This window comes from Streptococcus mitis (genome assembly GCF_000960025.1).
GTDB classification, from domain to species: Bacteria; Bacillota; Bacilli; order Lactobacillales; family Streptococcaceae; genus Streptococcus; species Streptococcus mitis_DH.
The window spans coordinates 637,447-661,461 of sequence record NZ_JYGQ01000001.1 but is presented as its reverse complement, the minus strand read 5'-3'; the positions used below and the strand labels follow the sequence as shown (position 1 = coordinate 661,461).

Annotated in this window: 26 protein-coding genes; 6 read left to right on the top strand and 20 right to left on the bottom strand. The window is 38.9% G+C overall.

What is annotated here, in order from left to right; all coding sequences use genetic code 11:
* Positions 1 to 70 precede the first annotated feature (70 nt).
* From dhaM to dhaK, 3 genes are read right to left on the bottom strand one after another with little or no spacing between them, the layout of a single operon-like run.
* Positions 71 to 445, bottom strand: coding sequence for a dihydroxyacetone kinase phosphoryl donor subunit DhaM (gene dhaM / locus TZ91_RS03455; protein ID WP_033686937.1), 375 nt, complete (start codon positions 443 to 445; stop codon positions 71 to 73).
* Positions 445 to 1,020 (bottom strand): dihydroxyacetone kinase subunit DhaL, encoded by a 576-nt coding sequence (dhaL, locus tag TZ91_RS03450; protein WP_033686936.1) that lies wholly within the window; start codon positions 1,018 to 1,020, stop codon positions 445 to 447. The genes dhaM and dhaL overlap by 1 nt, the downstream gene beginning before the upstream one ends.
* A gap of 21 nt (positions 1,021 to 1,041) precedes the next feature.
* The gene (gene dhaK / locus TZ91_RS03445; RefSeq protein ID WP_033686935.1) at positions 1,042 to 2,031 is read right to left on the bottom strand and encodes a dihydroxyacetone kinase subunit DhaK; all 990 of its coding nucleotides are present in this window, start codon (positions 2,029 to 2,031) and stop codon (positions 1,042 to 1,044) included.
* Positions 2,032 to 2,186: 155 nt separating this feature from the next.
* Between dhaK and dhaS the strand changes: the two genes are divergently transcribed.
* Positions 2,187 to 2,717: a dihydroxyacetone kinase transcriptional activator DhaS gene (dhaS, locus tag TZ91_RS03440; RefSeq protein WP_045597073.1), complete on the top strand. Its 531-nt coding sequence runs from the start codon at positions 2,187 to 2,189 to the stop codon at positions 2,715 to 2,717.
* Positions 2,714 to 3,703: a DhaKLM operon coactivator DhaQ gene (dhaQ, locus tag TZ91_RS03435; RefSeq protein WP_033686933.1), complete on the top strand. Its 990-nt coding sequence runs from the start codon at positions 2,714 to 2,716 to the stop codon at positions 3,701 to 3,703. The genes dhaS and dhaQ overlap by 4 nt, the downstream gene beginning before the upstream one ends.
* A 97-nt stretch (positions 3,704 to 3,800) precedes the next feature.
* Here the strand turns inward: dhaQ and TZ91_RS03430 are convergent, their stop codons facing one another.
* The 4 genes from TZ91_RS03430 to TZ91_RS03415 all read right to left on the bottom strand — a co-directional run bounded on the left by TZ91_RS03430 (position 3,801) and on the right by TZ91_RS03415 (position 7,026).
* Positions 3,801 to 4,340 carry a ClbS/DfsB family four-helix bundle protein gene (locus tag TZ91_RS03430; protein WP_045597071.1) on the bottom strand — a complete coding sequence of 180 codons (540 nt, stop codon included), beginning with the start codon at positions 4,338 to 4,340 and terminating at the stop codon, positions 3,801 to 3,803.
* Between the two features lie 55 nt (positions 4,341 to 4,395).
* The gene (locus TZ91_RS03425; protein WP_033687128.1) at positions 4,396 to 4,890 is read right to left on the bottom strand and encodes a YkgJ family cysteine cluster protein; all 495 of its coding nucleotides are present in this window, start codon (positions 4,888 to 4,890) and stop codon (positions 4,396 to 4,398) included.
* 133 nt (positions 4,891 to 5,023) lie between these two features.
* On the bottom strand, positions 5,024 to 6,757 hold the full coding sequence (gene ptsP, locus TZ91_RS03420; protein ID WP_004241506.1) for a phosphoenolpyruvate--protein phosphotransferase: 1,734 nt from the start codon (positions 6,755 to 6,757) through the stop codon (positions 5,024 to 5,026).
* Positions 6,758 to 6,762: 5 nt separating this feature from the next.
* Positions 6,763 to 7,026, bottom strand: coding sequence for a phosphocarrier protein HPr (locus tag TZ91_RS03415; RefSeq protein ID WP_000146947.1), 264 nt, complete (start codon positions 7,024 to 7,026; stop codon positions 6,763 to 6,765).
* Positions 7,027 to 7,376: 350 nt separating this feature from the next.
* Here TZ91_RS03415 and nrdH point away from each other — a divergent pair, with 350 nt between their 5' ends.
* The 4 genes from nrdH to TZ91_RS03395 all read left to right on the top strand — a co-directional run bounded on the left by nrdH (position 7,377) and on the right by TZ91_RS03395 (position 11,897).
* Complete coding sequence (nrdH, locus tag TZ91_RS03410; protein ID WP_000259240.1) at positions 7,377 to 7,595, top strand: glutaredoxin-like protein NrdH; 219 nt, start codon at positions 7,377 to 7,379, stop codon at positions 7,593 to 7,595.
* An 80-nt stretch (positions 7,596 to 7,675) separates the two neighbouring features.
* The gene (nrdE, locus tag TZ91_RS03405; protein WP_033686900.1) at positions 7,676 to 9,835 is read left to right on the top strand and encodes a class 1b ribonucleoside-diphosphate reductase subunit alpha; all 2,160 of its coding nucleotides are present in this window, start codon (positions 7,676 to 7,678) and stop codon (positions 9,833 to 9,835) included.
* 189 nt (positions 9,836 to 10,024) lie between these two features.
* A complete protein-coding gene (gene nrdF / locus TZ91_RS03400; protein ID WP_000451386.1) occupies positions 10,025 to 10,987 on the top strand; it encodes a class 1b ribonucleoside-diphosphate reductase subunit beta in 963 nt (320 codons plus the stop codon).
* Positions 10,988 to 11,129: 142 nt separating this feature from the next.
* Positions 11,130 to 11,897 (top strand): DeoR/GlpR family DNA-binding transcription regulator, encoded by a 768-nt coding sequence (locus TZ91_RS03395; RefSeq protein WP_033686901.1) that lies wholly within the window; start codon positions 11,130 to 11,132, stop codon positions 11,895 to 11,897.
* 104 nt (positions 11,898 to 12,001) lie between these two features.
* On the opposite strand, the gene TZ91_RS03390 is transcribed toward TZ91_RS03395, so the two are convergent.
* The 13 genes from TZ91_RS03390 to TZ91_RS03325 all read right to left on the bottom strand — a co-directional run bounded on the left by TZ91_RS03390 (position 12,002) and on the right by TZ91_RS03325 (position 23,924).
* On the bottom strand, positions 12,002 to 12,259 hold the full coding sequence (locus TZ91_RS03390; RefSeq protein ID WP_000471578.1) for a DUF3884 family protein: 258 nt from the start codon (positions 12,257 to 12,259) through the stop codon (positions 12,002 to 12,004).
* Between the two features lie 42 nt (positions 12,260 to 12,301).
* Positions 12,302 to 13,708, bottom strand: a complete 1,407-nt coding sequence (gene lacG / locus TZ91_RS03380; protein WP_033686902.1) for a 6-phospho-beta-galactosidase — start codon at positions 13,706 to 13,708, stop codon at positions 12,302 to 12,304.
* Positions 13,709 to 14,170: 462 nt separating this feature from the next.
* Positions 14,171 to 15,862 carry a lactose-specific PTS transporter subunit EIIC gene (locus tag TZ91_RS03375; protein ID WP_001037324.1) on the bottom strand — a complete coding sequence of 564 codons (1,692 nt, stop codon included), beginning with the start codon at positions 15,860 to 15,862 and terminating at the stop codon, positions 14,171 to 14,173.
* The gene (locus tag TZ91_RS03370; RefSeq protein ID WP_033686905.1) at positions 15,862 to 16,179 is read right to left on the bottom strand and encodes a PTS lactose/cellobiose transporter subunit IIA; all 318 of its coding nucleotides are present in this window, start codon (positions 16,177 to 16,179) and stop codon (positions 15,862 to 15,864) included. Before TZ91_RS03370 ends, TZ91_RS03375 begins: the two co-directional genes overlap by 1 nt.
* Positions 16,180 to 16,214: 35 nt before the next feature.
* Positions 16,215 to 17,051, bottom strand: coding sequence for a PRD domain-containing protein (locus tag TZ91_RS03365; protein WP_033686906.1), 837 nt, complete (start codon positions 17,049 to 17,051; stop codon positions 16,215 to 16,217).
* Positions 17,052 to 17,285: 234 nt separating this feature from the next.
* Complete coding sequence (lacD, locus tag TZ91_RS03360) at positions 17,286 to 18,266, bottom strand: tagatose-bisphosphate aldolase (protein WP_001229114.1); 981 nt, start codon at positions 18,264 to 18,266, stop codon at positions 17,286 to 17,288.
* A gap of 1 nt (position 18,267) precedes the next feature.
* Positions 18,268 to 19,197, bottom strand: a complete 930-nt coding sequence (locus tag TZ91_RS03355; RefSeq protein WP_033686907.1) for a tagatose-6-phosphate kinase — start codon at positions 19,195 to 19,197, stop codon at positions 18,268 to 18,270.
* Between the two features lie 10 nt (positions 19,198 to 19,207).
* Positions 19,208 to 19,723, bottom strand: coding sequence for a galactose-6-phosphate isomerase subunit LacB (gene lacB, locus TZ91_RS03350; protein WP_001216910.1), 516 nt, complete (start codon positions 19,721 to 19,723; stop codon positions 19,208 to 19,210).
* A gap of 148 nt (positions 19,724 to 19,871) precedes the next feature.
* Positions 19,872 to 20,297, bottom strand: coding sequence for a galactose-6-phosphate isomerase subunit LacA (gene lacA, locus TZ91_RS03345; RefSeq protein WP_000029277.1), 426 nt, complete (start codon positions 20,295 to 20,297; stop codon positions 19,872 to 19,874).
* Between the two features lie 285 nt (positions 20,298 to 20,582).
* Positions 20,583 to 21,479, bottom strand: a complete 897-nt coding sequence (locus tag TZ91_RS10045) for an aldose 1-epimerase family protein (RefSeq protein ID WP_080702860.1) — start codon at positions 21,477 to 21,479, stop codon at positions 20,583 to 20,585.
* Positions 21,480 to 21,580: 101 nt separating this feature from the next.
* Positions 21,581 to 23,056: a PTS galactitol transporter subunit IIC gene (locus TZ91_RS03335; protein ID WP_033685009.1), complete on the bottom strand. Its 1,476-nt coding sequence runs from the start codon at positions 23,054 to 23,056 to the stop codon at positions 21,581 to 21,583.
* 47 nt (positions 23,057 to 23,103) lie between these two features.
* Positions 23,104 to 23,409 carry a PTS sugar transporter subunit IIB gene (locus TZ91_RS03330; protein WP_000590547.1) on the bottom strand — a complete coding sequence of 102 codons (306 nt, stop codon included), beginning with the start codon at positions 23,407 to 23,409 and terminating at the stop codon, positions 23,104 to 23,106.
* A 38-nt stretch (positions 23,410 to 23,447) separates the two neighbouring features.
* Positions 23,448 to 23,924: a PTS sugar transporter subunit IIA gene (locus TZ91_RS03325; RefSeq protein WP_000521974.1), complete on the bottom strand. Its 477-nt coding sequence runs from the start codon at positions 23,922 to 23,924 to the stop codon at positions 23,448 to 23,450.
* Between the last annotated feature and the right edge of the window lie 91 nt (positions 23,925 to 24,015).

Sequence of the window (24,015 nt, the reverse complement as noted above, 5' to 3'; positions counted from 1 at the left end):
TCATTTACTTAACATTTTATAGTTGAGATAATCAATAGCTCACCTATAAAAAGAGTTATAGTAAAATTTCTTATTTATTGATTTCAAGCTCCGACAACTGTGTTTGAATAACTGACAGTTCTGCACCAGCCTGAAGAAGAGCAGCTGCAGTATAGGCACCTTCTACAATTGGAACCCTGTTGATGATGATACTTTTATCACTGAAATCAGCCACCATTTCTAAGTTCATTTTAGCAGAACCTAGGTCAAAAAAGGCTAATAAAGTATCTGCTGGATTTTCGGAAACAATCCTATCTACTTGATCAAAACTAGTTCCAATTCCTCCATCTTCGGTTCCTCCTACATAAGTAATCGGAACATCTTTAGCTACTTCACTAATCAGTTCAACAACACCTTCTGCAATGTGTTTAGAATGTGAAACGATAACAAGACCAATACTTCCCATTAAACCACCCCAGTTTCTAAAAGAGCAGTAAAGAGTAATCCTGATGAAAATGAACCAGGATCAATATGTCCAAGAGAACGTTCTCCTACATAAGATGCCCTTCCTTTAGTTGCAAGTAAATCTTTGGTAGCATTCACTACCTTATCAATAACCTCTTGAGTCAATTGGCCAGCAGACAAGGCAGCAATAACAGGAGTCCAAACATCAACCATTGTCTTTTCTCCAACTTCTGCTTTCCCACGTTTGACAATCATATCCAAACCACTTTGTAAGATTTCTTCTAATTTCGAATTTGAATCAGCCTTGGCCATGCCCATAAAAGCAGAGCCATACAAGGGACCAGAAGCACCGCCTACCTTACTCAGTAGTTGCATTGAGACAAGCTTAAACACATCACTGCTGGTCTCAAATTTCTTTCCTTCTAAGTTTTCCATAACTGCAGCCATGCCACGCGCCATATTTCCACCGTGGTCTCCATCCCCTATAGGAGTGTCTAACTCACTAAGGTAATCTTTCTGTTCTTGAATCTTTTCATTAAAAAGCTTCATCCATTCAAGAGCTTGTTCAACATTCATGCGACATTTCCTCCTTGAGTTTTACCAAGCTGGGGTAGTAACAGGTGCATTTAGAGCATCCAACCACTCATCATCTGCCAATCGAATCAATGTTAATGACAAACCAGCCATATCGATTGAAGTCATATAGTTTCCAATTTTCTTAAACGCCAACTCAATACCTTTTTCATGGAGCAATTTAGCCACATCATTTGCAAATACATATTGCTCCATAAGAGGAGTGCTTCCTAAACCATTAATGAGAAGGCCATAGCGTTCACCAGCCTTAAGTTGGAAACCTTCAGATAGTTTTTCAACTAATTCTGAAGCCAATAGTGCTGAAGGTTGCATTTTCTCTTTTTTATATCCTGGCTCACCATGAATACCAACTCCGTATTCAAATTCATCATCTTCTAGAACAAAACCTGGTTTCCCAACTTCTGGAACAGTAGCGCCAGATAGAGCTAAGCCAATTGTTTTAATTTCTAAGACAAGTTTGTCGGCCAAGTCCTTCATTTCAGATAATGTTTTACCGGAACGAGCCGCATCACCCAAAATTTTATGGACTAAAATAGTACCTGCAACACCTCGACGGCCTTGGGTATATAGACTATTTTCAACAGCGATATCATCATCAACCACAACGCTTGCTACATCAATACCTTCCATTTCAGCAAGTTCTTGTGCAATTTCAAAGTTCATAATGTCACCAGAATAGTTCTTGATGACCATGAAAACTCCAGCACCTTCATCAGCCGCCTTGATAGCTTCTAAAATTTGGTCCGGAGTAGGTGAAGTGAAGACTGCTCCACAAATGGCAGCAGACAACATCCCATCTCCTACAAATCCAGCATGACTTGGTTCATGTCCTGAACCTCCACCTGAAATGAGTCCAACTTTTCCTGTCTTTTCTGACTTTCTAACGATGACATCAAAGCCATCTAGGCGTTGAACCAAGTCATCATGCATAAATGACAATCCCTGCAGCATTTCATCAACAACTTGTGTTGGTTCATTTATAATTTTTTTCATGAGAAACTCCTTTCAGCATGTACCTTTGTTTTCGCTTTCATTATATATTTTTTACTGCTTGCTGATAAGGGACAGATTCTATTATTTGTCCCCTTTTTTAAACCCGTTTAAAAAAATTTTTTGGTAAAATGAAGTAAGTAAAAGAAAGGTTTCCTATGGCATCATCACTCATTACAAAAAAACGAATTGCCAAGGCATTTAGAGATCTATTAGCTACTAGAGAATTTGATAAAATCTCTATTGTAGATATCATGGAATCAGCTGGCATTCGTAGACAGACCTTTTATAATCACTTTCTTGATAAATATGAGCTGCTAGACTGGATATTTGAAACTGACTTAACCGAGTATATTACCAATAACTTGGACTTCATTTCAGGCCAAAAACTATTACAAGAATTATTTTTTTATTTCGAACAAGAGCGTGACTTTTATATTCAACTTTTTGATATTCAAGGGCAAAATAACTTCTATGGCCACTTTATCAGCTACTGTCGCTTGCTTGTATCAAAAATTTTAAGAGAATACGGTCAGATTGATATCGATTCATCTGCTTATACTTGTTTTTTGCTAGACTATCATTCACACGCTCTAGCAGAAATCGTGAAGGCTTACGTCAATAAAAAAAGTCCAGTTCCACAACCAGACTTTCTAATCATGACAATTATTGGAAAGAGACCACAATGACATTTATTTCAAATCATAAACAGAAAATTATTTCAAGTTACATTTCGGCAACTGTCAGCAGTCACCCTGAATTAGAAAAACACCCTGCCTTACCATTAGTCTATCAAAAAAATCGCAATCCTCATCAGGTTCCAATATTATCGGGTGGAGGTTCAGGTCACGAACCTGCTCATATTGGATATGTGGGAGAAGGAATGCTTACTGCTGCTATCTATGGCCAATTATTTACTCCTCCTACAAGAACTGAAATCTTAGAGTCCATTCGTTTTTTAAACAATGGTCACGGTGTCTTCATCATTGTAAAAAATTTCGAAGCAGACATCAAAGAATTTAGCTGGGCCATTAATACTGCTAGACAAGAAGGAATTAAGGTCGGCTATAGTCTAGCACACGACGATATTTCAATTGAACCTCACAATAGATTTCAAATTAGAGGAAGAGGGCTTGCAGGGACTATTTTGCTTCATAAAGTTCTAGGATTTGCAGCTCAAAATGGTGCCGACATAGAGCAACTAACTGATTTAGGTCATCAGCTTGCTCCCGAAATCGCAACAATTGGCTTTGCAACGAAATCGGCTAGTCTCCCCCAAGCCACCCGTCCACTATTTAACTTGGAAGAAGGAAATATTTCTTATGGTATTGGTATACATGGCGAAGAAGGCTATCGTATCGTCCCATTCCAATTATCGGAAATCCTTGCAAATGAAATTATAAGTAAATTAAGATTGCACTATCATTGGAAAAAGGGTGATCAATTTATATTGCTTGTAAATAATCTAGGCACTACCAGCAACTTAGAAATGGGCGTATTTATCAATGATCTCCTTCAACTCTTAGAAATTGAAGGAGTCACTATTACCTTTATAAAATCAGGAACATTTATGACCAGTCTAGATATGGCCGGTATATCCGTAACTCTTTGCCCCGTAAAAAATAAACAGTGGTTAGAAGCGCTCAATGCTCCAACGACAGCTTTTGCATGGTAATTTGCTTGTATAACTCAAAAGGGCTACATCAATTGATAGCCCTTTGCTTTTATCTTACTTTTAAAAGAACTCATTCTTTCTATTTCAAATAGGCCATCTATTCCTGACAATTCTTCTGATGTGCTTTGAGTTTTTTCAGAGCCCAACCATAGTGGCTGGAGGTGCTACTGATAAAATAGGAACCTAGACTTGTTCCGCCGGTCCATTTATAGACACCTTTGGTAAAGAGTTCGTCATTACTAAAAACTTCTATCAACTCTAAAACCTCCCTATGTGATTGTTCTAGAAGTCTAGTCGCTTCTTCTAAGGACGTTTTCTGGTGCTTCTTCCAAAAAACGACATTCATTTCTCCATAAGTTTTCCAATTATAAATTTCAGGGAGAAAAGGTCTTTCGTGACCTTCTTGATTAGAATGTACCCAAGCCAAAAGTAACTGATGCCATTCATAGAGATGAATCAAGACATCCCGTAGATTATTATCCCTTTTCCAGTGAGCTTCTTTTTTCTTTGGGTCTCTTGAAAAATCAAATGGAGTCTGTAGCTCATCTTCACTTAGTTGGGAGATGAAACGATTGAGCTTTTCATAGTTTTCCTTAGAGGCCAGCATTAGCTCCTCTTTTGTTTTAGGTCTAGGCACAGAGTTCTCCCTTCATATTGCTAGTTATTATGAGAATTTTTTCTCCTTTAAATCTCTATAACTTATCCTTTAATTTCTCAACAAAGAGATAAGCTGCTGGACAGGTCAAAGTATTCTTAATCGTCAAATGGTTGATTTGATGGATCTTTTTGCGATCGGTATGGGGGAACTCTCGACAGGCCTTTGGACGAACTTCATAGATGGAACAGAGGTTATCTCCTCCTAAAAAGGAACAGGGCATGGATTTAAAAACCTTATCGCCATCTTCATCTACCTGCAGAAACTCCGCTTCAAAAGCTGGTAATTTCATCTTAAAATACTTGGCAATTCGTGTAATATCCGCTTCTTTAAAGTCGGGTCCCAAAGTCTTACAACAGTTGGCACAGGCCGTACAATCAATCTCCGCAAAGACTTCTTGGTGAATCTGCTGGGCTATCTTGTCTAGGTTTTTAGGTGGTTTTTTCTTTAGAGTGGCTAAAACTTTACGGTGTTCCTTCTGCTTTTGCAAGGCTAGCTGGTGGTAGTACTCAATATCAATTTCTTTAGACATGATTTCTCTCTTATTCTATTTGTTTCCCCCTATTATATCATGCCTCTGACTCATTGAAAAGTGGACTTTACAAGACTACACTATTCCCGAATGTATCAAAAAACCTTGCAACTAGGTTACAAGGTTAATCACATTAATCGAAGTTAACGTATTCTTTTTGAAGTTCAAGAACTTCTTCCATGGTTGAACACTCTGTAAGTGCACGGTTAGCGTACTCTTCCATCTTAGCAGTATCCAATTTTTTCATCAAGCTACGTGTACGAAGTACAGATGTTGCTGACATAGAGAACTCATCCAAGCCCATTCCGACAAGAAGTGGAACAGCTTTTTGGTCACCAGCCATCTCACCACACATACCAGCCCATTTACCTTCAGCGTGAGCTGCCTTGATAACGTTGTTGATCAAGCGAAGGATTGATGGGTTATATGGTTGGTAAAGATATGAAACTTGCTCGTTCATACGGTCTGCTGCCATTGAGTATTGGATCAAGTCGTTTGTACCAATTGACATGAAGTCTACTTCTTTTGCAAATTGGTCTGCAAGCATCGCTGCTGCAGGGATTTCAATCATGATACCAACTTGGATGTCATCCGCAACTGCAACACCTTCAGCAAGAAGGTTTGCTTTTTCTTCTTCATAAACTGCTTTAGCTGCACGGAATTCTTTCAAAAGGGCAACCATTGGGAACATGATACGCAATTGACCATGAACAGAAGCACGAAGAAGGGCACGGATCTGTGTACGGAACATTGCATCTCCAGTTTCAGAAATAGAGATACGAAGGGCACGGAATCCAAGGAATGGGTTCATTTCATGTGGCATATCGAAGTAAGGAAGTTCCTTATCTCCACCAATATCCATTGTACGAACAACTACAGGTTTACCATTCATTCCCTCAAGAACAGCCTTGTATGCTTCGTACTGCTCATCTTCAGTTGGGAAGTCTTGAGAATCCATGTACAAGAACTCTGTACGGTAAAGTCCAACCGCTTCTGCACCATTGTTGTTAACACCTTCCACGTCTTTTGGAGTACCGATGTTAGCAGCCAACTCGAAGTGTTTACCGTCAGCAGTCACTGTTTGAGCATCTTTCAAAAGTGCCCATTCAGCTTTTTGTTTAGCATAAGCTTCACCAGCTGCTTTAAATTCTGCCGCTTGTTCATCTGTTGGGTTGATAATCACTTCACCAGTAATTCCGTTAACAGCAAGGATATCACCGTCTTTCACCACTTCAGTGATGTTATTTGTTCCCAATACAGCTGCAATTTCAAGTGTACGTGCCATGATAGCTGAGTGGCTTGTACGTCCACCGATGTTTGTTACAAAAGCTTTTACAAAGTTTTTGTCCAATTGAGCTGTATCAGATGGTGTCAAGTCATGCGCAATCACGATTACTTCTTCATTGATAGAAGCTGGGTTTGGCAATTTCTTACCAAGAAGATTTGCCAATACACGTTTTGTCACGTCGCGGATATCCGCTGCACGTTCTTGCATATATGGGTTGTCTTCCATGCCTTCAAAGATAGTGATGAACATGTCAGTCACTTCTTTAAGACCTGCTTCTGCATTGACTTTCTTAGCACGGATTGTTTCTTTAATCTGACCAATCAATTCTGGGTCAGCAAGAACCATCAAATGAGCGTCAAAAACTTGAGCCGCTTCTTCACCAAGCGTACCTACAGCTTTCTCACGGATAAGAGAAAGCTCGTTTTGAGAAGCTTCAAGAGCTACATCCAAACGAGCCTCTTCTGCGTTTGTATCTTCGACTGAAACAGTCTCGAATGACAAATCCGGTTGAACGAGTAGATATGCTTTTGCAACTGCAACACCATCAGATGCTGCGATTCCTTTAAGCATTTCTGTCATTTTCCTTATGCCAATCCTTCTTTTTCCATTGTTTCTGAGATTGCAGCGATAGCGTCATCTGCATCTGCACCTTCAGCTGAGATAGTTACGTCAGCACCTTGGCCAACACCAAGACTCATAACACCCATGATTGATTTAAGGTTAACTGATTTACCTTTGTACTCAAGAGTGATATCTGAAGCAAATTTGCTTGCAGTTTGTACCAACAATGTTGCTGGACGTGCGTGAATACCTGTTTCTGCCACTACGTGGAAATCTTTAGAAGCCATAGTTTGACTCTCCTTTTGTTCTTTCTTTTTTGAGTTATATGTGATAACCCTTACAATTTGGTATTATATCATCTTCTAGGATTTTTTTCAAGCATTTTATGGGATTTATTCGATTTCCTTTCAGATAACTTGCTGAAAATCTTCTATTTTAGATAACAAAACACAGGATATAGTTTTCCAAAAAACTACTTGTAGGATAATCATCACTATTTTACAAAACAAACACTACATGTTGTGTTTTGAGACCTTGAGTAGAAAAATAGACCACTATATTTAGTTTCAAATCATTGACAAAAATTTATTTTCTGATATACTAAGAAAGTAATCTATTTTGAAAGAGGAGTTACACAATGGTAACCGTTTATTCTAAAAACAACTGTGTCCAATGTAAAATGACCAAACGTTTCTTGGACAGTAATAATGTCGCTTATCGTGAAATCAATCTTGATGAGCAACCTGAATACATCGATCAAGTTAAAGAGCTCGGTTTCAGCGCAGCTCCTGTTATCCAAACACCAACTGAAGTCTTTTCAGGTTTCCAACCAGGAAAATTGAAACAATTAGCATAATCTTAGTACATCATCCAGAAGAAACTGCTTCTAGGGCTAACTTAGAAGCCTTTCTTTTGTAATTAGATAAGGGAAATTTTATGGGATTAAAACATCTTGAAGACGTGACTTACTTCCGTCTCAATAACGAAATCAACCGTCCTGTCAATGGACAAATCATGCTTCATAAAGATAAGGAAGCCTTGGATGCTTTCTTTAAAGAAAATGTAGTTCCAAACACTATGGTTTTTGATTCAATCAAGGATAAAATCAACTACCTCATTGAACACAACTACATCGAAACAGCCTTTATCAAGAAATACCGTCCAGAATTTTTGGAAGAATTGTCTCAATTTATCAAAGATCAAAATTTCCAATTCAAGTCTTTCATGGCAGCTTATAAATTTTACAATCAATATGCCTTGAAGACAAACGACGGTGAATATTATCTTGAAAGTATGGAAGACCGCGTCTTCTTTAACGCCCTTTATTTCGCTGATGGCAATGAAGCTGTTGCAATCGATATTGCCAATGAAATCATCCACCAACGCTACCAACCTGCTACTCCTTCCTTCTTGAATGCTGGACGCGCTCGTCGTGGTGAATTGGTATCATGTTTCCTGATCCAAGTAACTGATGATATGAACTCTATCGGACGTTCTATCAACTCAGCTCTTCAACTTTCACGTATCGGTGGTGGTGTGGGAATTACTCTCAGCAACCTTCGTGAAGCTGGTGCACCTATCAAAGGCTATGAAGGAGCAGCTTCTGGCGTCGTTCCAGTTATGAAGCTTTTCGAAGATAGCTTCTCTTACTCAAACCAATTGGGACAACGTCAAGGTGCCGGTGTTGTCTACCTCAACGTTTTCCACCCAGATATTATCGCCTTCCTTTCCACTAAGAAAGAAAACGCCGATGAAAAAGTTCGTGTTAAGACCCTTTCACTTGGTGTTGTGGTGCCCGATAAATTCTACGAATTAGCACGTAAAAATGAAGAAATGTACCTCTTCAGCCCTTATTCTGTAGAGCTTGAATACGGTGTGCCATTTAACTACATCGACATCACTGAAAAATACGATGAGCTAGTCGCAAATCCAAATATCCGCAAGACAAAAATCAAGGCGCGTGATTTGGAAACTGAAATCTCTAAATTGCAACAAGAATCTGGCTACCCTTATGTAGTCAACATCGACACAGCTAACCGTGCAAATCCTGTTGATGGTAAGATTATCATGAGCAACTTGTGTTCTGAGATTCTTCAAGTCCAAGAACCAAGCTTGATCAACGATGCCCAAGAATTCCTTCAAATGGGAACGGATGTTTCATGTAACCTTGGTTCAACCAACGTGGTTAACATGATGACTTCACCTGACTTTGGTCGTTCTATCCGTGCTATGGTGCGTGCCTTAACTTTCGTTACAGATAGTTCACACATCGTAGCTGTTCCTACCATCGACCACGGAAATAGCCAAGCCCACACCTTTGGTCTCGGTGCCATGGGACTTCACAGCTACCTTGCCCAACAATTGATTGAATATGGATCGCCTGAGTCTGTTGAATTTACAAGCATCTACTTCATGCTCATGAACTACTGGACCTTGGTAGAATCAAACAATATCGCGCGTGAACGTGGCATCACCTTCCACAACTTTGAAAAATCAGACTATGCTAACGGAAGCTACTTTGACAAGTATGTAACTGGCGAGTTTGTTCCAAAATCAGACCGTGTTAAGGAACTCTTCAAAGATGTCTTTATCCCAAGTGCTGCTGACTGGGCTGAACTTCGCGACAAGGTTCAAGCAGATGGACTTTACCACCAAAACCGCCTAGCTGTAGCTCCAAATGGTTCGATCAGTTACATCAATGACGTTTCTGCTTCTATCCACCCGATTACGCAACGTATCGAAGAACGTCAAGAAAAGAAAATCGGTAAAATCTACTATCCTGCTGCTGGCTTGTCAACAGAAACCATTCCTTACTACACTTCTGCCTACGACATGGATATGCGTAAGGTGATTGATGTCTATGCTGCTGCAACTGAGCACGTGGACCAAGGACTTTCACTCACTCTCTTCATGCGTAGTGACATTCCAAAAGGTCTTTACGAATGGAAGAAGGAAAATAAGCAAACGACACGTGACTTGTCTATCCTTCGTAACTATGCCTTTAACAAGGGTATCAAGTCTATCTACTACGTCCGTACCTTTACAGATGATGGTGGAGAAGTCGGTGCCAACCAATGTGAAAGCTGTGTGATTTAATCTTTGCTTGAGAAAACTACTTTTTCTCAGATAAGTGATTCATTCACCCTGCTAAACTAGAATAAGCATCTATACTATGAAATAACAAAAAGTCGGGCTTCCGACTTTTTGTGCGATACTCCTCTAGAATTATGATAAAATAGAAGTAATTGTGAGTTCGCAATACTAAACACAGAAAGAGATTTCAAAATGGAAACTTACTACAAAGCCATTAACTGGAATGCCATCGAAGATGTCATCGACAAATCAACTTGGGAAAAACTGACGGAGCAATTCTGGCTCGATACACGTATTCCCTTGTCAAATGACTTGGATGACTGGAGAAAGCTATCAAATGTAGAAAAAGACTTGGTTGGGAAAGTCTTTGGTGGTTTAACACTTCTCGATACTATGCAATCTGAAACTGGGGTTCAAGCCCTTCGCGCGGACATCCGTACACCCCATGAGGAAGCTGTTTTCAATAACATCCAATTTATGGAATCTGTTCACGCTAAATCTTACTCATCAATCTTTTCTACCTTGAATACTAAGGCTGAGATTGAAGAAATTTTCGAATGGACTAACACCAATCCTTACCTACAAAAGAAGGCTGAGATTGTCAACGAAATCTACCTAAACGGTAGCCCACTTGAAAAGAAAGTTGCCAGCGTTTTCCTTGAAACCTTCCTCTTCTATTCAGGTTTCTTCACTCCCCTCTACTATCTTGGTAACAACAAATTAGCCAACGTTGCGGAAATCATTAAATTGATTATTCGTGATGAATCTGTTCACGGAACCTACATTGGATATAAATTTCAACTAGGTTTCAATGAATTACCTGAAGAAGAGCAAGAAAAACTCAAAGAATGGATGTACGACCTGCTCTACACTCTCTACGAGAACGAAGAAGGTTATACAGAGAGCCTCTATGACGGTGTTGGTTGGACGGAAGAAGTCAAGACCTTCCTTCGCTACAATGCTAACAAGGCACTCATGAACCTGGGTCAAGATCCACTCTTCCCAGATTCAGCTGATGATGTCAACCCAATCGTTATGAACGGTATTTCAACAGGAACATCCAACCACGACTTCTTCTCTCAAGTCGGAAATGGTTACCTCCTTGGTGAAGTTGAAGCCATGCAAGACGATGACTACAACTACGGTTTGGACTAAGGTCATCTATTTTATAAGTGATAAAAAGATCATGGTTTGTTTAAAACAACCATGATCTTTTTGTTTTTGTTTTCTTTTGTTTTTTAAATTGATTGATTGAATACTTTATGATAAAATAGTAATAGAAATAGAGGTGATAACGATGTTAAAGCAGGAAAAACTAGATAATATTCTAGAAACGGTAAATACAAAGGGAACTATTACTGTAAAAGAAATTATGACTCGCTTAGATGTATCAGATATGACTGCTAGACGCTACTTACAAGAGTTGGCAGACAAGGATCTACTTGTTCGAGTACACGGGGGAGCTGAGAAAATTCGCACAGGTTCCATTTTAAACAATGAACGTTCCAATATTGAAAAACAAAGCTTACAGATTGCAGAAAAACAAGAAATTAGCCGTTTTGCAGGCCATTTAATTGATGAGGGTGAAACCATTTTTATTGGTCCAGGGACAACCTTAGAATCTTTTGCCCGTGAACTTCCAATTGATAATATTCGTGTTGTAACAAACAGTTTACCAGTCTTTCTCATCTTAAACGAACGAAAACTAACAGATTTGATTTTAATCGGTGGAAACTACCGCTCTATCACCGGAGCATTTGTGGGAACACTAACCTTTCAAAACTTGGCCAATTTACAATTTTCTAAAGCTTTCGTTAGCTGTAATGGTATTCAGGACAATGCGATTGCGACCTTTAGTGAAGAGGAAGGCGAATCTCAACGCATCGCCCTCAATAATTCCAATAAAAAATACTTACTAGCTGACAATAGTAAGTTCAATAAATTTGATTTCTATACCTTCTACAATATCTCTGATATTGATATCATCGTTTCAGATTCTAAACTGAGCAAAGAAACGTTTGAACAACTTTCAAAACAAACAAAAATTATTCTTTCTAAACCATAAAACTGAGGATTGATAAAAAATAAAATGCGTCATATCAAGAAAATAAGAATCTTGATATGACGCATTTTTGGATGAAGATTTTTACAAGGAGTTTCCTAGATTATTTATGATTGTTGAAACGGCATAAAATCTGAATCAAAGGAGATATTATCCCGTTCTTCAGGACTGATAAAATTTAAAAAGATATTTTTAAATTCTTCCAGCTCATAGTCTGAATGGCAAATCCATTCTTTACCGGTAGAGACATACCATTTCCCAAGTTTTTTCAGCTCCTCATTAGTCAAACAAGGTATTTGAGAACATTTATCAAAATTTATAATATAAACTTTTTCATAAATAGATTGGATAAAATCTTTGAACATCTTTTTGCCTCACTAGAATTCTATATCTAATTACTCATTCTACTAGTCTATAATCTGACTTTCAGCTACTTTCTTGTACCAGTGAGCTGATTTCTTAGGATAACGTTCTTGAGTTTCAAAGTCTACATAGAAGAGACCGTAACGTTTCTCATACCCATTTGACCATGAGAAGACATCCATTAATGACCAAATGAAGTAACCTTTTACATTAGCCCCATCTGCAATCGCATCAGACAAGACCTCTAAGTGTTGTTTCACATAATCAATACGGCCATCATCGTAAACAGTGTTATCGACGAACTCATCTTTATACCCGAGACCATTTTCAGTGATGTAAATCTTCTTGTAGTTAGGATAATCTTTCTTCACACGCATGATTTGATCATACAAACCTTGAGGGTAGATAATCCAATCCCAATCCGTACGTGGTACATAATCAGGAGCTACACGACGACCAACACCTTTGATTTGGTATTTAGAGCTTCCTTTCTCACCCTTACCATTATGGATAATTTCAGTTTCTCCATAAAATGCTTCCATCCAGTCACTCATATAGTAGTTGATGCCTAGAAAATCATTCAAGTCTTTTGCAGCTTCTAATGCTGTAAAATCTTCTTCACGAAGATCCAAGCTACCACCATTGGCAGCCAAGATAGCCTCTACCCCTGCCAGGGTCTTTTCAGAGTAGTGACCCAGATAAGTTGCATCCAAGATAAATTTATTATGGATAATGTCCTCCAACTCTGCCGCAATAACATCTGCAGGATTTTCAGGATCTAGAGGATACTTAGTAGGCAGAGCATGAACAACCCCAATTTCACCTTTATAGCCGTTCTCTTTGTACAATTTTACCGCACGTGCATGAGACACCATCATATTGTGGTGCGATTGGAAGACTTTGGCAAGGTCGTACTGAATACCTGGAGGGAATTTCCCAACCAAGTATTGACCATCACCGATTGGCCCAATTTCATTAAAGGTTGTCCAATAGTTTACTTCTGGGAATTCTTCAAAACAGAAAGCCGCGTAGTCTACAAAGTGTTCAATGTTTTCACGGTTTAAGAAGTCTCCATTTGAGTGGAGAGCTTCTGGCGTATCAAAGTGATGAAGAGTTACAAATGGCTCAACATGACGTTTGTGACACTCTGCAAATAGATTATGATAATACTCAACACCCTTTTGATTTACTTGACCGTAGCCTGTTGGGAAAATACGTGACCAAGCAATAGAAATTCGAATGCCATTGACACCATACTCTTCTGCTAGCTTGAGGTCAACTGGGTATCGATTGTAAAAATCACTGGCTGGTTCGGCAGTGTACCAGTAGTTATCTTCAAGATACTTATCCCACGCAACTGGTCCTTTACCATCAGTATGTGTAGCACCTTCTGCTTGATAGGCAGCTGTTGCGCCACCGAAAATAAAGTCTTTTGGTAATGTTTTTGTCATTTTTTTCACCTATTTCTTGATTTAAATAAAGTAAAAGTGAGAGGAGAGGAGTCAGTGAGCCATCCTTCTCCATCTCACTTCTTGTACCAAGTCACCGAATTGTAACATGAGGAGGTAAAAACGATAGCTTTTTACCGACGAATTAATAAGGCGATTAGGAAATTTGCCATAGCGATTGCCGTAACGAGAGGAGACTATTTCAGAGTCCCTATCGTTAATCGAATTGTGACATGAGAAGGTAAAAACGATAGCTTTTTACCGACGAATTAATAAGGCGATTAGGAAATTCGCCATAGCGATTGCCGTAACGAGAGGAGACTATTTCATAGTCCCTATTATTAATCGAATTGTGACATGAGGAGGTAAAAACGATAGCTTTTTACCGACGAATTAACAAGGCGATTAGGAAATTCGCCATAGCGATTGCCGTAACGATAGGAGACTGTTTCACAGTCCCTATCGTTAATCGAATTGAGCTTGTACGAATGCAAGAGCACCTTTTCCATCACGAGTTAATTTGATGTATTGAGCGCCTTCTGTCTTGGCAAGTTTAATACCGAGTTTATCTGTTTCTGCTTTCATGTCTTCAAAGTTTGAAGCAACTTGAGGAGCAAGGATAACTAGATCAAACTCTGGCAACATTTCACGGTGAGCACCATAACCACCTGCTGCTGCTTTCACAGGAACATTGTATTCTGCAGCTGCCTTATTCAAAGCATTCGCAAGAAGTCCACTTGTCCCTCCACCTGCACAGAGAACGAGGACATTTGTTTCTTCAGTGATTGTATTTTGTGCTGCTTCTACACCAGCTTTTTCAAGAATAGCATCTGCTTTTGCAGTGTTGAAGTTTGCGGCAACTTTTTCTTTCAATTCATCATTAGATTTACCTGAACGCTCTTCTTCAAGAATTTGTTCATCATATACTTTAAGGAATGGATAGTAAATGACTACGTCAACCACGATTAGAAGGGCAGCAAGAATGAATGATAGAACTTGGAAGTTCGTACCAAGAACTAGACCTAGTGGAGCTGGAGTTGTCCATGGTAGATTAGCAGTAAATGAGTTCATTCCAAGTGTTTCAATAAAGAATTTGAAGATCCAAACGTTTGCGATTGGAGCAAAGATAAATGGAATGAAGAAGATTGGGTTTAATACAAGTGGTGCACCAAACAAGATTGGTTCATTTACACCAAAGAATGTTGGGACTACTGAAGCACGACCGATTGCACGGTTACGTTTTGATTTTGTTAACCACATGAACATGAATGGAACAACCAGTGTCGCACCAGTACCACCCATGGTAACGATAAACATTTGTGTACCAGAAGTAAGAATCTTGTCAGCGTGCATACCTTGTTGGAGAAGGTTCAAGTTGACTTCGGCATTGGCATAGGTAATTGCTGCGATAGCAGGTTCAACAATAGATGGACCATGGATACCAACAAACCAGAAGAATGCAAATGCACCAAAGATAATCGTAATACCTAGATAACCATCAGCAGCAGAGAATAATGGTGCAAAGAATTTACCGATTGATTCTGCTACGCTTGCACCAACAAAATGACGAGCTAGTAAATCAAGAGCATAAAGTGAAACAACTGAGAGAGTGAATGGAATCACATCTTTAAAGACTTGTGAGATATTTGGTGGAACTTCGTCAGGCATACGAATAGTGACGTTGTTCTTAACACAAACCTTATAGATGGCTACAGTAACAAAGGCAGCAAGGAAGGCTGAAAGCAAGCCTTTTGTTCCCAAGAATCCAGTAGCAAGACCATTTTCTATAGGATCAGCTGCTAACATCAACAAACCAACAATCGCTGCTAACAGTGTTGACATATAGTTGATTTGATTGGTTTTCTCCATGCTACGGTTTACTGAGTCAGTCAATGACTTAGCTGTTGTACCAGCTACCAAGAGAGCCAGAATACCCATAGAATAGCTATAAGGTTTCATCAGAAAGGCTACAACTTCATCAGACCATTTAAAGCCCCATGAGTTTGGTACAAAGGCGATTAAGATAAAGATACTTGAGAAGAGAATAACAGGCATACCTGCAATGAAACCATCACGAATAGCACGAAGATAGATATTACGAGATAATTTCTCAAAGAAAGGCTTTCCTTTCTCGATAAATGCAATTAGTTTGTTCATTATTTAACTCCTCTCTTATAAAGTTCGATTAAGTGGTGCATCAAATCTTTTAACAAGACAGTTGTCATCAAGTGATCTTGGCCATGCATCATGGTCACACTATACGCTAAGTCCTCACCAGAAGCTTCCTTAGTCAATAGACTTGTTTGCGCGTGGTGAGCCTCTGCAATGCAAGAACCAGCTTCCTCTACAAGAATATCTGCTTTTACAAAATCACCAGCTTCAGCAGCTTTCAAGGCTTCCAATAGTTTTGAACGAGCGTCGCCAGCATAGGCTACGATTTCAAAACCTAACAATGTTACTTCTTCTCTATTCATGATAGAATTCTCCTTATGTATTTTTAATTAAATTTTTATGACAATAAACGTTGGATATGTAGAACTAGATAAACTCGTTCACTTTTATACAAATCAAGACCCGTATGTTGCGTAATCACATCATAGATCTTGGAACCAATCTCGAAGGCTTTTGGATAGGATTGTTTAATATGATCTTCCATATCCAGAAGCGATTGGTTATCATCCCTAGATCTGTCTAAATAATCCAAGAAATAATTCAAATGAATCATAAAGCGATCATAGAAATGGTTATTCTCTTTAGTTCGTTGAATTGCATAGTCCGTTAGAACTTCTTCAACATTCCTGAGAATTTCTTTCCTCTTATCAATCGACTCCACAAGTTCCACTGTATTTTCACCTTCGGCATTAATGAAATGATAAGCAATCCGAATAATTTCGTCCTCAGGAAAATGATCCGCTAACTTCTGACGGTAAATTTCAAATGCTTCATTTGCGATTTGAAAAGCGACAGGATACTTAGTGGAAATATCTGGCAGATTACTATCCTTGTACCTTCCTTGTGCTAGAGCTTGGTAAGAACAGTAAATATGATCTGTCAAGGTTACGTAGAGATACTCTTGAATCGGATAATGATATTTCTTTGATAGCTTATCAATGATTTCATAGGTCACTGTGATAAAATCAAGCGGAACATCTTTGAGGAGAGCCATAAAGTTTTCTCTGGACTCTTCGGTCTTCATCCGAAAGATTTTCTCAACCTGCTGTTCAGCAATCAAATCCCCTTTCTTCTTTCCAAATGTAATCCCTTTACCAATCACAATCACTTCTTCTCCTTTATCATTTCTGACAAGCGAGACATTGTGATTCATTGGATTTAGAATTCGATACATGTCAACCTCCTTTTATATCTTAAAGGTATATTAGTACAAAAAATGACCACAAATGAACTAGAAAATCAGCCGATTTCTAATTCACCTGTGATCATGCCTAATATTACTTAGTAACACTCACCTTGTATTAACTTGTGATTTAAGTATAGCACAAGTAAGTTGTTTTGTAAACCTTTACATAAAACTTTTTTTAAAATTTTTTTAGATTCATGTTCCTAACCTAGGAGGACTTGCTTACACGCGTTCTTTCCATGAAGTCGCTGTTGTTTGAAGAACTTTGTTGAGTTCGTCAATGTTTTCAAAACCAGTTGTGCGAAGCCATTCGCGAGCTGCTGCTTCACCATCTTTGATGTATGCTTCAACCGATCCAGCCCATGTAGCCCGGCCACAAAGAACTCCGTTAAAGTTTGCACCTGATTCATGAGCAAATACAAGAGTATCTTGGAAGAGTTTAGCTGATACACCAGCACTCAAGTAGATGTATGGCAAGTTAGTTGCTTCATCTTGAGCTTTGAAGAAGGCTGCTGCTTCTTCACGTGTATAAACTACTTCACCTTCAGCGAAGCCTTCAACATATTTAATGTTAACAGGAACTTCTACTTTCAAGACATCAATGTTAAAGCGTGGGTCTGAGAAGACTTTCATAGCGCCGATAACTTTGTGTGGTTTTACTTTAGCGTATTCTACAGAACCTGCATCTGCAATTTTTTCATCGTAAGCAAGGATTTCAAGGAAGAATGGGATATCTTCAGCCACACACTCTGAACCGATGCGTTCGATATAAGCTTGTTTTTCTTGGTTGAGTTCGTCTGAGCTATCTACGTCATAGTAAAGCAAGAATTTAACTGCATCTGCACCTTCTTCTTTAATACGTTTTGCAGACCAAACATCCAAGCAGTCTGGCAAGCGTTTTGTGCTTGTTGTGTCATAACCTGTTTTTTCATAAGCAAGGAGAAGACCAGCTTTTTCATCAAGAGCTTTAGTCGCTGGAAGTCCATATTCAGGGTCAAGAAGCATTGATGAAGCGTATTTAGTCAATTCATCTGCTACCAAGACTTTCAGTTCTTCCATTTGAGCCACAGTTGGTTCTTCTGTTTGGTGTTGAGCCATGAGGCGTTTCAAAGCACCACGTTGGTCAAATGCAAGAGCTGAGATGATACCATTTTCATCAGAAAGTTTTTCTAAGCGTGCACGTTTTTGTTCTGTTAAAGCCATTTTATACCTCTTTTACTATTAATTGATCATATAGAGCTTGATAGTTGGCCATGTTGACATGACCAGTCATTTTTTCTTGAGCATTGAGCATACCAAGGACATTTGCCTTGATGAGTAGTTCTGCATCCGATTCTTTATGAAGTAAACCTGAAGAAATTCCAGCAACTGTAGAATCTCCAGATCCAACAGGGTTGACTACCTGAATTCTAGGAATATCTACCTTGTAGAAAGTGTCACCATGTTTGGCAAAAGCACCGTTGGCACCAAGTGAAACGATAATCCATTCAATACCTGCAAACAAAGGTTCTTGAAGTACTTCTTTTAGTTCATCCAAATCCTCAGAAACTTCTCTTCCTAGAAGCTGGGACAATTCCTCATTATTTGGTTTGATGACTGTTGGTTTATGTGGTGATTCAAGAACCGCCTGAAGTGCTGCACCAGAGCAGTCCAAGACAACAGGTTTGCCAGCTTGATTAGCAAGTTCTACCAAGCTCGCATAGTAATCAACTGGAAGGCCAGCTGGCAGACTACCTGAGATGGCTACTACTTCAACTGAACCCAAGAGTTTTTTGAAATGATCCAAAAAGCCTTGTCCTTCCTGTTCCAATACTTCAGGACCTTTTTCAAGAACTTCTGTTTGGTTGTCTCCATGGAGAATAGCGATACAGTTACGAGTTTCTCCCTGAATTGAGAAGAAATCTTTCTTTACTTGATCATCGATATGTTCAACCAAAAACTCACCAAGTTTACCACCAACTAAACCAGTAGCAAGAACAGAATCCCCAAATTCTGAAAGTACTCGGGTAACATTGAGTCCCTTACCACCAGCCGTTTTGGTTACATCCACCACACGATTGACAGTATCAATCTTCAACTCATCCAAGGGATAGGAAATATCAATGGATGGGTTCATTGTGACTGTTAAAATCATAGGTTACCTCTTAGTCGTGGTATTCTCCGCGATCCCATTTTTCAAGGAATTCAGTGAAGAAGTTTGCGTCTGTTTGTTGAGCATTGTGACTTTCAAGGTGTTCAATTTTCGCAATCAATTTTTTGTTTTCTTCAGATGGTTTGTATTCAGCATGGATGAAAGCTTCAATGATATCGCACATCAGCAATTCTCCAGTAATCTTACCACCAAAACCGATAACGTTGGCGTTCAATTGTTCTTTAGCATAAAGGGCTGTTGTCATATCACGAACCAAGGCAGAACGGACACCTGGAACTTTATTTACAGCGTTGTTGATACCAACACCAGTACCACAGATACATACCCCAAGATCAGCTTGACCACTAGTTACTGCTTCCCCTACTTTTTTACCAAAGATTGGGTAGTGAGTACGTGTATGGTCATATGTACCAAAGTCAATGACTTCATATCCTTTTGATTTCAAAAATTCTGAAACCGCCATTTTTTCATCTGTTACGATGTGATCACATCCAATTGCAATTCTCATTAGTTATTCCCTCCGATTAATTATATAAATCTAATATCATTTATCCTTACTCAAGAAAAATCAAGATTAGCTTAGGAAGCGAGCTGCGAGCATAACTGAGGTTAGCTAAAGTGAGCTGACGACAGATTATCTTGATTTTTGAAGAGTATTAGCACATTTTGTTCAACATATCGACCCTGATTTGGTGACGTCCACCATCGTATTTACCGTTAACAAATCCTTTAGCGATGTTTTTAGCCAATTCATCACCGACAAGTTGTGCACCCATAGTGATCATACGTGAGTTGTTGTGGCCACGAGTCATATAAGCTGAACGTTCGTCAGATACTTCTGCAGCAACCATTCCTTTGATTTTTGTTGCGACCATAAATGGACCAGCTCCATAAGCATCAATCACGATACCAAGGTTTTGTTCTTCTTTGTTTACTTCTGCAGCAACAGCAAGAGTCACATCAACAAAGTCTTGACCTTCAGCTGTAACATCCACAACGTGGAAGTTTTCTTTTTCCAAGAAGTCTTTCACAACTTCTTTCAATCTCAAACCTGCAGCATCTGCACCGATAACAATAGACATATTGTATACTCCTTTTATTTTTCTAGGCTAGTAAAGACTTTTATGGTTAGCAGTTTACCTACAAAAAGCTTTCTAGCAGTTTATTGACACATTGGATTGAATGAGATGAATGACACCTTATTCAAGTTTAGGAAATCAGTTTCCTAGAAATAATCTTTCCCCACGAAAGAGAATATAACAAGTGATTGTTTGTTTGCGACAAACATCATTTGTTGCTTACAAACATAATATACTCCTATTTCTTAAAAAAGTCAACAATTAATGTTTGTTTTTGTGGTTTTTTATTTAAAAGATTTCGATATCAAAACCAATTTGATCCACTTGACCAGGTTCTAGGAGACGAACATTTTTCTTATCTTCGAGATGATCTCCTTCTTCAAGGGATGTTGACAAGCCAGACCATGGTTCAAAAGCAATGAAAGGTCCTTTATTCAAAGTTGACCAGATAATGAGATTTGGAAACTCTGCAAAGTGCACTTTCAATCCCTTATTATGTTTACGAGAACGAAGGGCAATTGTTCTAGATTGCAATTCATCTAAGGTAACTGCATCTGTACTGAAAAGATCATAGCTGAGGTCTAATTCTTTTTGACCCTCTAGCCATGGACTTCTATCTTGAAAATCCAGCATACCCGTTTCTGGGAAAGGACGTGGAACAGAGCAAGTCTCTTCTTTCTCAAACTCTAGATAATAATCTTCATAGACTTCATCATCAAGCAGAGGACAATTAAATCCTGGATGTCCACCAATAAAGTAAGGCATGACCTTGCTAGTTTCTTTATTGAAAATCTTGTATTGAGTCCGTACTGTCTTGCCAGTAAGGATATAAGTGATTTCTAGGCGGAAATGATAAGGATAGTTTTGATAGCTATTCTCATCGTCTTCAATTGCAAAAGTTACACTCTTGTCTGTCTGTTCAACTAATTCAAATTCTTTCTTACGAACCAAACCATGTCGAGGAATCTTTCCTTTGCTTTCTTGTCCTTTCTCATCTATATAGAGGGCTGTATCCTCTCTCAAAGAACCACAAATGGGGAAAAGAACAGGAGCTTGTCCACTCCAATAAGTAGCATCCCCTTGCCACAAATACTCAAGTCCCTCAGCATCTTTTATAGAAGAAAGAGCCCCACCAAAACTGTTAAATTCAACTCTTAATTGTTCTGATTTTAATTCAATTACCATTATTTTCTCCGATTTCTTGATAGTTTATAAAAAACTAGGCTGTCACTCCTATCAGGAAAATGACAACCTAGCTTTAACAATTTACATTTTATAGGAGCGCATTATTTTGCTTTCGCTGCGTACTCTTCGTTACGTTTAATCATTTGTTTTCTGTACCAAGCAAAGATACCGATATAGAATACAAGGAAGACTACTGCACCAAGGATTGCTTTGATATCACCAGTTGTAGTGTTACCAATTGACCAACCAAGAAGTTTTTCGATTGGTCCTTCAAGAGTTGAGTGAGTGATCAATTGAGTTTGGCTCACACCTTCTGGGAAGGCACCTACACCTTTAGCAAGTTCTGTTGCAAATGGTGCGATAAGTGTACCTGAAAGAAGGAAGAGTGGCAACAAGAGTGTTCCGAAGATAATCATACGGAGCAATTTACCACGTGTTACAACCAAGAGAGCTGGAGTAACACCCATAGCGATAATACCTGCAAGTGGCAAGATACCATTTCCGACGTTTGAAAGAAGCACTGCTTCAACCAACATGATTGGTGCAAGTACGTTGGCACAAGCCCAGATTTCAGCACGACCAGCGATGAATGGCCAGTCAAGACCGATGTTGAATTTACGTCCTTGAAGACGTTTAGTAGCAACGTTTGTAATACCTTGTGAAAGTGGTTCTACGGCGGCGATGAACCAAGAACCGATTAGTGAGAAGAGTTCCAAAGATACACCGGCTGTCAAACCAAGAGACAACCAACCTTTGATAACAAGTTCCCATTTATCAGCGCCTTCAACACCTGCAACTGGATGTGGAGTGCCCATCAAACCGATAACGATACCAAGGATGAAACCGATGAAGAATTTAGAACCCCAGAAACCGATTTTCTTGTTCAATTTAGCAGCGTCAAAGTCGTATTTATCAAGACCTGGGAAAAGTTTTTCAAAAATCTTATCCAAAACCATGATAACTGGGTTCATCATGTAGTTCATGTGAGTTGAAGTCATTGGTGATGAACTTGGTGCATTAAGAAGGTCATCAAATGTAGGTTTCATCAAGTCAGAGTTGATGATTTTAAGAACCCCAACAAGAACAACTGCTGCAGTCGCGATAAAGAGTGAAACCCCTTGGCTCACACCGTTGTTGTCTGCATACCATTTAATCAAAAGACCTGTGATAGACAAGTGCCAGATATCGAAGATATCAACGTCGAGTGTATCTGTTTTCTTCATAGCAAGCATCACTACGTTGACAATCAACATGATGAGCAAGAAGTAAAGTGTCCAAGCAGAGCCCCAAGTGATTGTAGCGAGTGGTGCCCAACCAACGTCGGTGATGTTCAATTGAATACCAGTATTCTCAACGAATTTTGCAAGTGATGCTGAGAAAGCACCATTTAGCATACCGATGATGGCACCGATACCAGTAAGAGCGATGGCAAGTTTGATACCACCTTCAAGCGCTTTGGAGAATTTCACTCCAAAAAGTAGAGCCAATACTGTCAAAATGATCAGCATGATGATCGGTCCACCCATATCCAAGATAGGTTTGAAGATATCGTTGGCCAGTTTGATAATGACATCCATAATAGTTCCTCCCTTTTTATGTTATATGAATGTTAACAAATTGATAATTAGCTTAATCCGTGTTCTTTGATAGCTGCTTCAATATTGTCAAATACTGGAGCACTCATAGCTGGGATACGGAATAAGATTGGTCCAGCTTCGATAACTGGAATACCTGGGTCAAAACCAAGGTCTGTAGCAGCAATTGGTGTGAAAATGTCATAACCTTTGATAAGGTCTTCATTAACGTCTTTGACCATTACCGCATCACAGTGAACATCGAAACCGCGGTTTGAAAGTTCTTCTTCAAGAGCACTTTTAATTTGGTGGCTTGAGTTAACACCTGCACCGCAGGCAGCAAGAATTTTAATCATATGGATTTCCTCCGATTTAATATTTTTAATAGACAAGATTAAGCAATTGCTTCAGCAATATAAGCATAGAGGGCTTCTGGTTCAGAAATTTTTGATAGGTCTTCAAGATGACCATTTCCAGTAAAGAAGTCCATCAACTGAGCAAGAATGTTCGTTTGACTTGAACTTGAGTTATTAATGATAAAGAAGAGTAAGGATACTTCTACTTCCTTATCTGGCGCAATCATATTGTGGAAAGTCACTGGTTTTTCTAATCGAACGACCACAACTTTTTCGGCTAGATTATGAACAATATCCGTGTGAGGAATAGCCACATTCGGCAAATCTTTACCCAAAAATTCCATATCTAAGCCAGTTGGAAATGACTTTTCACGCGTGATCAAGGCTTCACGATAAGTTGGAGTTACGATTTCTCGTTCTTCCAATAAAGTTGCAACCTGATCAAAGAGATGTTCTTGATTATCCGCTTCTAAGCAAAACACAAGGTTTTTGTCAAAGAAATGATCTAATCCCATAAGGTTTTCCCTTCTTTCCATTAACTTTATGCTATAAGTATAACACTATATGAAATCGTTGTCAATATTTTTTGTTGTTTTTTGTCCTTTT

Coding starts and splice junctions, on each gene's coding strand:
- dhaQ (WP_033686933.1), top strand. CDS start 2,714: ATGACATTTATTTCAAATCATAAACAGAAAATTATTTCAAGTTACATT.
- lacG (WP_033686902.1), bottom strand. CDS start 13,708: ATGACAAAAACATTACCAAAAGACTTTATTTTCGGTGGCGCAACAGCT.
- nrdH (WP_000259240.1), top strand. CDS start 7,377: ATGGTAACCGTTTATTCTAAAAACAACTGTGTCCAATGTAAAATGACC.
- TZ91_RS03355 (WP_033686907.1), bottom strand. CDS start 19,197: ATGATTTTAACAGTCACAATGAACCCATCCATTGATATTTCCTATCCC.
- dhaM (WP_033686937.1), bottom strand. CDS start 445: ATGGGAAGTATTGGTCTTGTTATCGTTTCACATTCTAAACACATTGCA.
- nrdE (WP_033686900.1), top strand. CDS start 7,676: ATGGGATTAAAACATCTTGAAGACGTGACTTACTTCCGTCTCAATAAC.
- dhaL (WP_033686936.1), bottom strand. CDS start 1,020: ATGAATGTTGAACAAGCTCTTGAATGGATGAAGCTTTTTAATGAAAAG.
- lacD (WP_001229114.1), bottom strand. CDS start 18,266: ATGGCTTTAACAGAACAAAAACGTGCACGCTTAGAAAAACTTTCTGAT.
- TZ91_RS03415 (WP_000146947.1), bottom strand. CDS start 7,026: ATGGCTTCTAAAGATTTCCACGTAGTGGCAGAAACAGGTATTCACGCA.
- TZ91_RS03370 (WP_033686905.1), bottom strand. CDS start 16,179: ATGAATAGAGAAGAAGTAACATTGTTAGGTTTTGAAATCGTAGCCTAT.
- TZ91_RS03335 (WP_033685009.1), bottom strand. CDS start 23,056: ATGGATGTCATTATCAAACTGGCCAACGATATCTTCAAACCTATCTTG.
- TZ91_RS03375 (WP_001037324.1), bottom strand. CDS start 15,862: ATGAACAAACTAATTGCATTTATCGAGAAAGGAAAGCCTTTCTTTGAG.
- TZ91_RS03365 (WP_033686906.1), bottom strand. CDS start 17,051: ATGTATCGAATTCTAAATCCAATGAATCACAATGTCTCGCTTGTCAGA.
- TZ91_RS03325 (WP_000521974.1), bottom strand. CDS start 23,924: ATGGGATTAGATCATTTCTTTGACAAAAACCTTGTGTTTTGCTTAGAA.
- lacB (WP_001216910.1), bottom strand. CDS start 19,723: ATGAGAATTGCAATTGGATGTGATCACATCGTAACAGATGAAAAAATG.
- TZ91_RS03395 (WP_033686901.1), top strand. CDS start 11,130: ATGTTAAAGCAGGAAAAACTAGATAATATTCTAGAAACGGTAAATACA.
- TZ91_RS03425 (WP_033687128.1), bottom strand. CDS start 4,890: ATGTCTAAAGAAATTGATATTGAGTACTACCACCAGCTAGCCTTGCAA.
- dhaS (WP_045597073.1), top strand. CDS start 2,187: ATGGCATCATCACTCATTACAAAAAAACGAATTGCCAAGGCATTTAGA.
- ptsP (WP_004241506.1), bottom strand. CDS start 6,757: ATGACAGAAATGCTTAAAGGAATCGCAGCATCTGATGGTGTTGCAGTT.
- TZ91_RS03330 (WP_000590547.1), bottom strand. CDS start 23,409: ATGATTAAAATTCTTGCTGCCTGCGGTGCAGGTGTTAACTCAAGCCAC.
- dhaK (WP_033686935.1), bottom strand. CDS start 2,031: ATGAAAAAAATTATAAATGAACCAACACAAGTTGTTGATGAAATGCTG.
- nrdF (WP_000451386.1), top strand. CDS start 10,025: ATGGAAACTTACTACAAAGCCATTAACTGGAATGCCATCGAAGATGTC.
- TZ91_RS10045 (WP_080702860.1), bottom strand. CDS start 21,479: ATGGTAATTGAATTAAAATCAGAACAATTAAGAGTTGAATTTAACAGT.
- lacA (WP_000029277.1), bottom strand. CDS start 20,297: ATGTCTATTGTTATCGGTGCAGATGCTGCAGGTTTGAGATTGAAAGAA.
- TZ91_RS03390 (WP_000471578.1), bottom strand. CDS start 12,259: ATGTTCAAAGATTTTATCCAATCTATTTATGAAAAAGTTTATATTATA.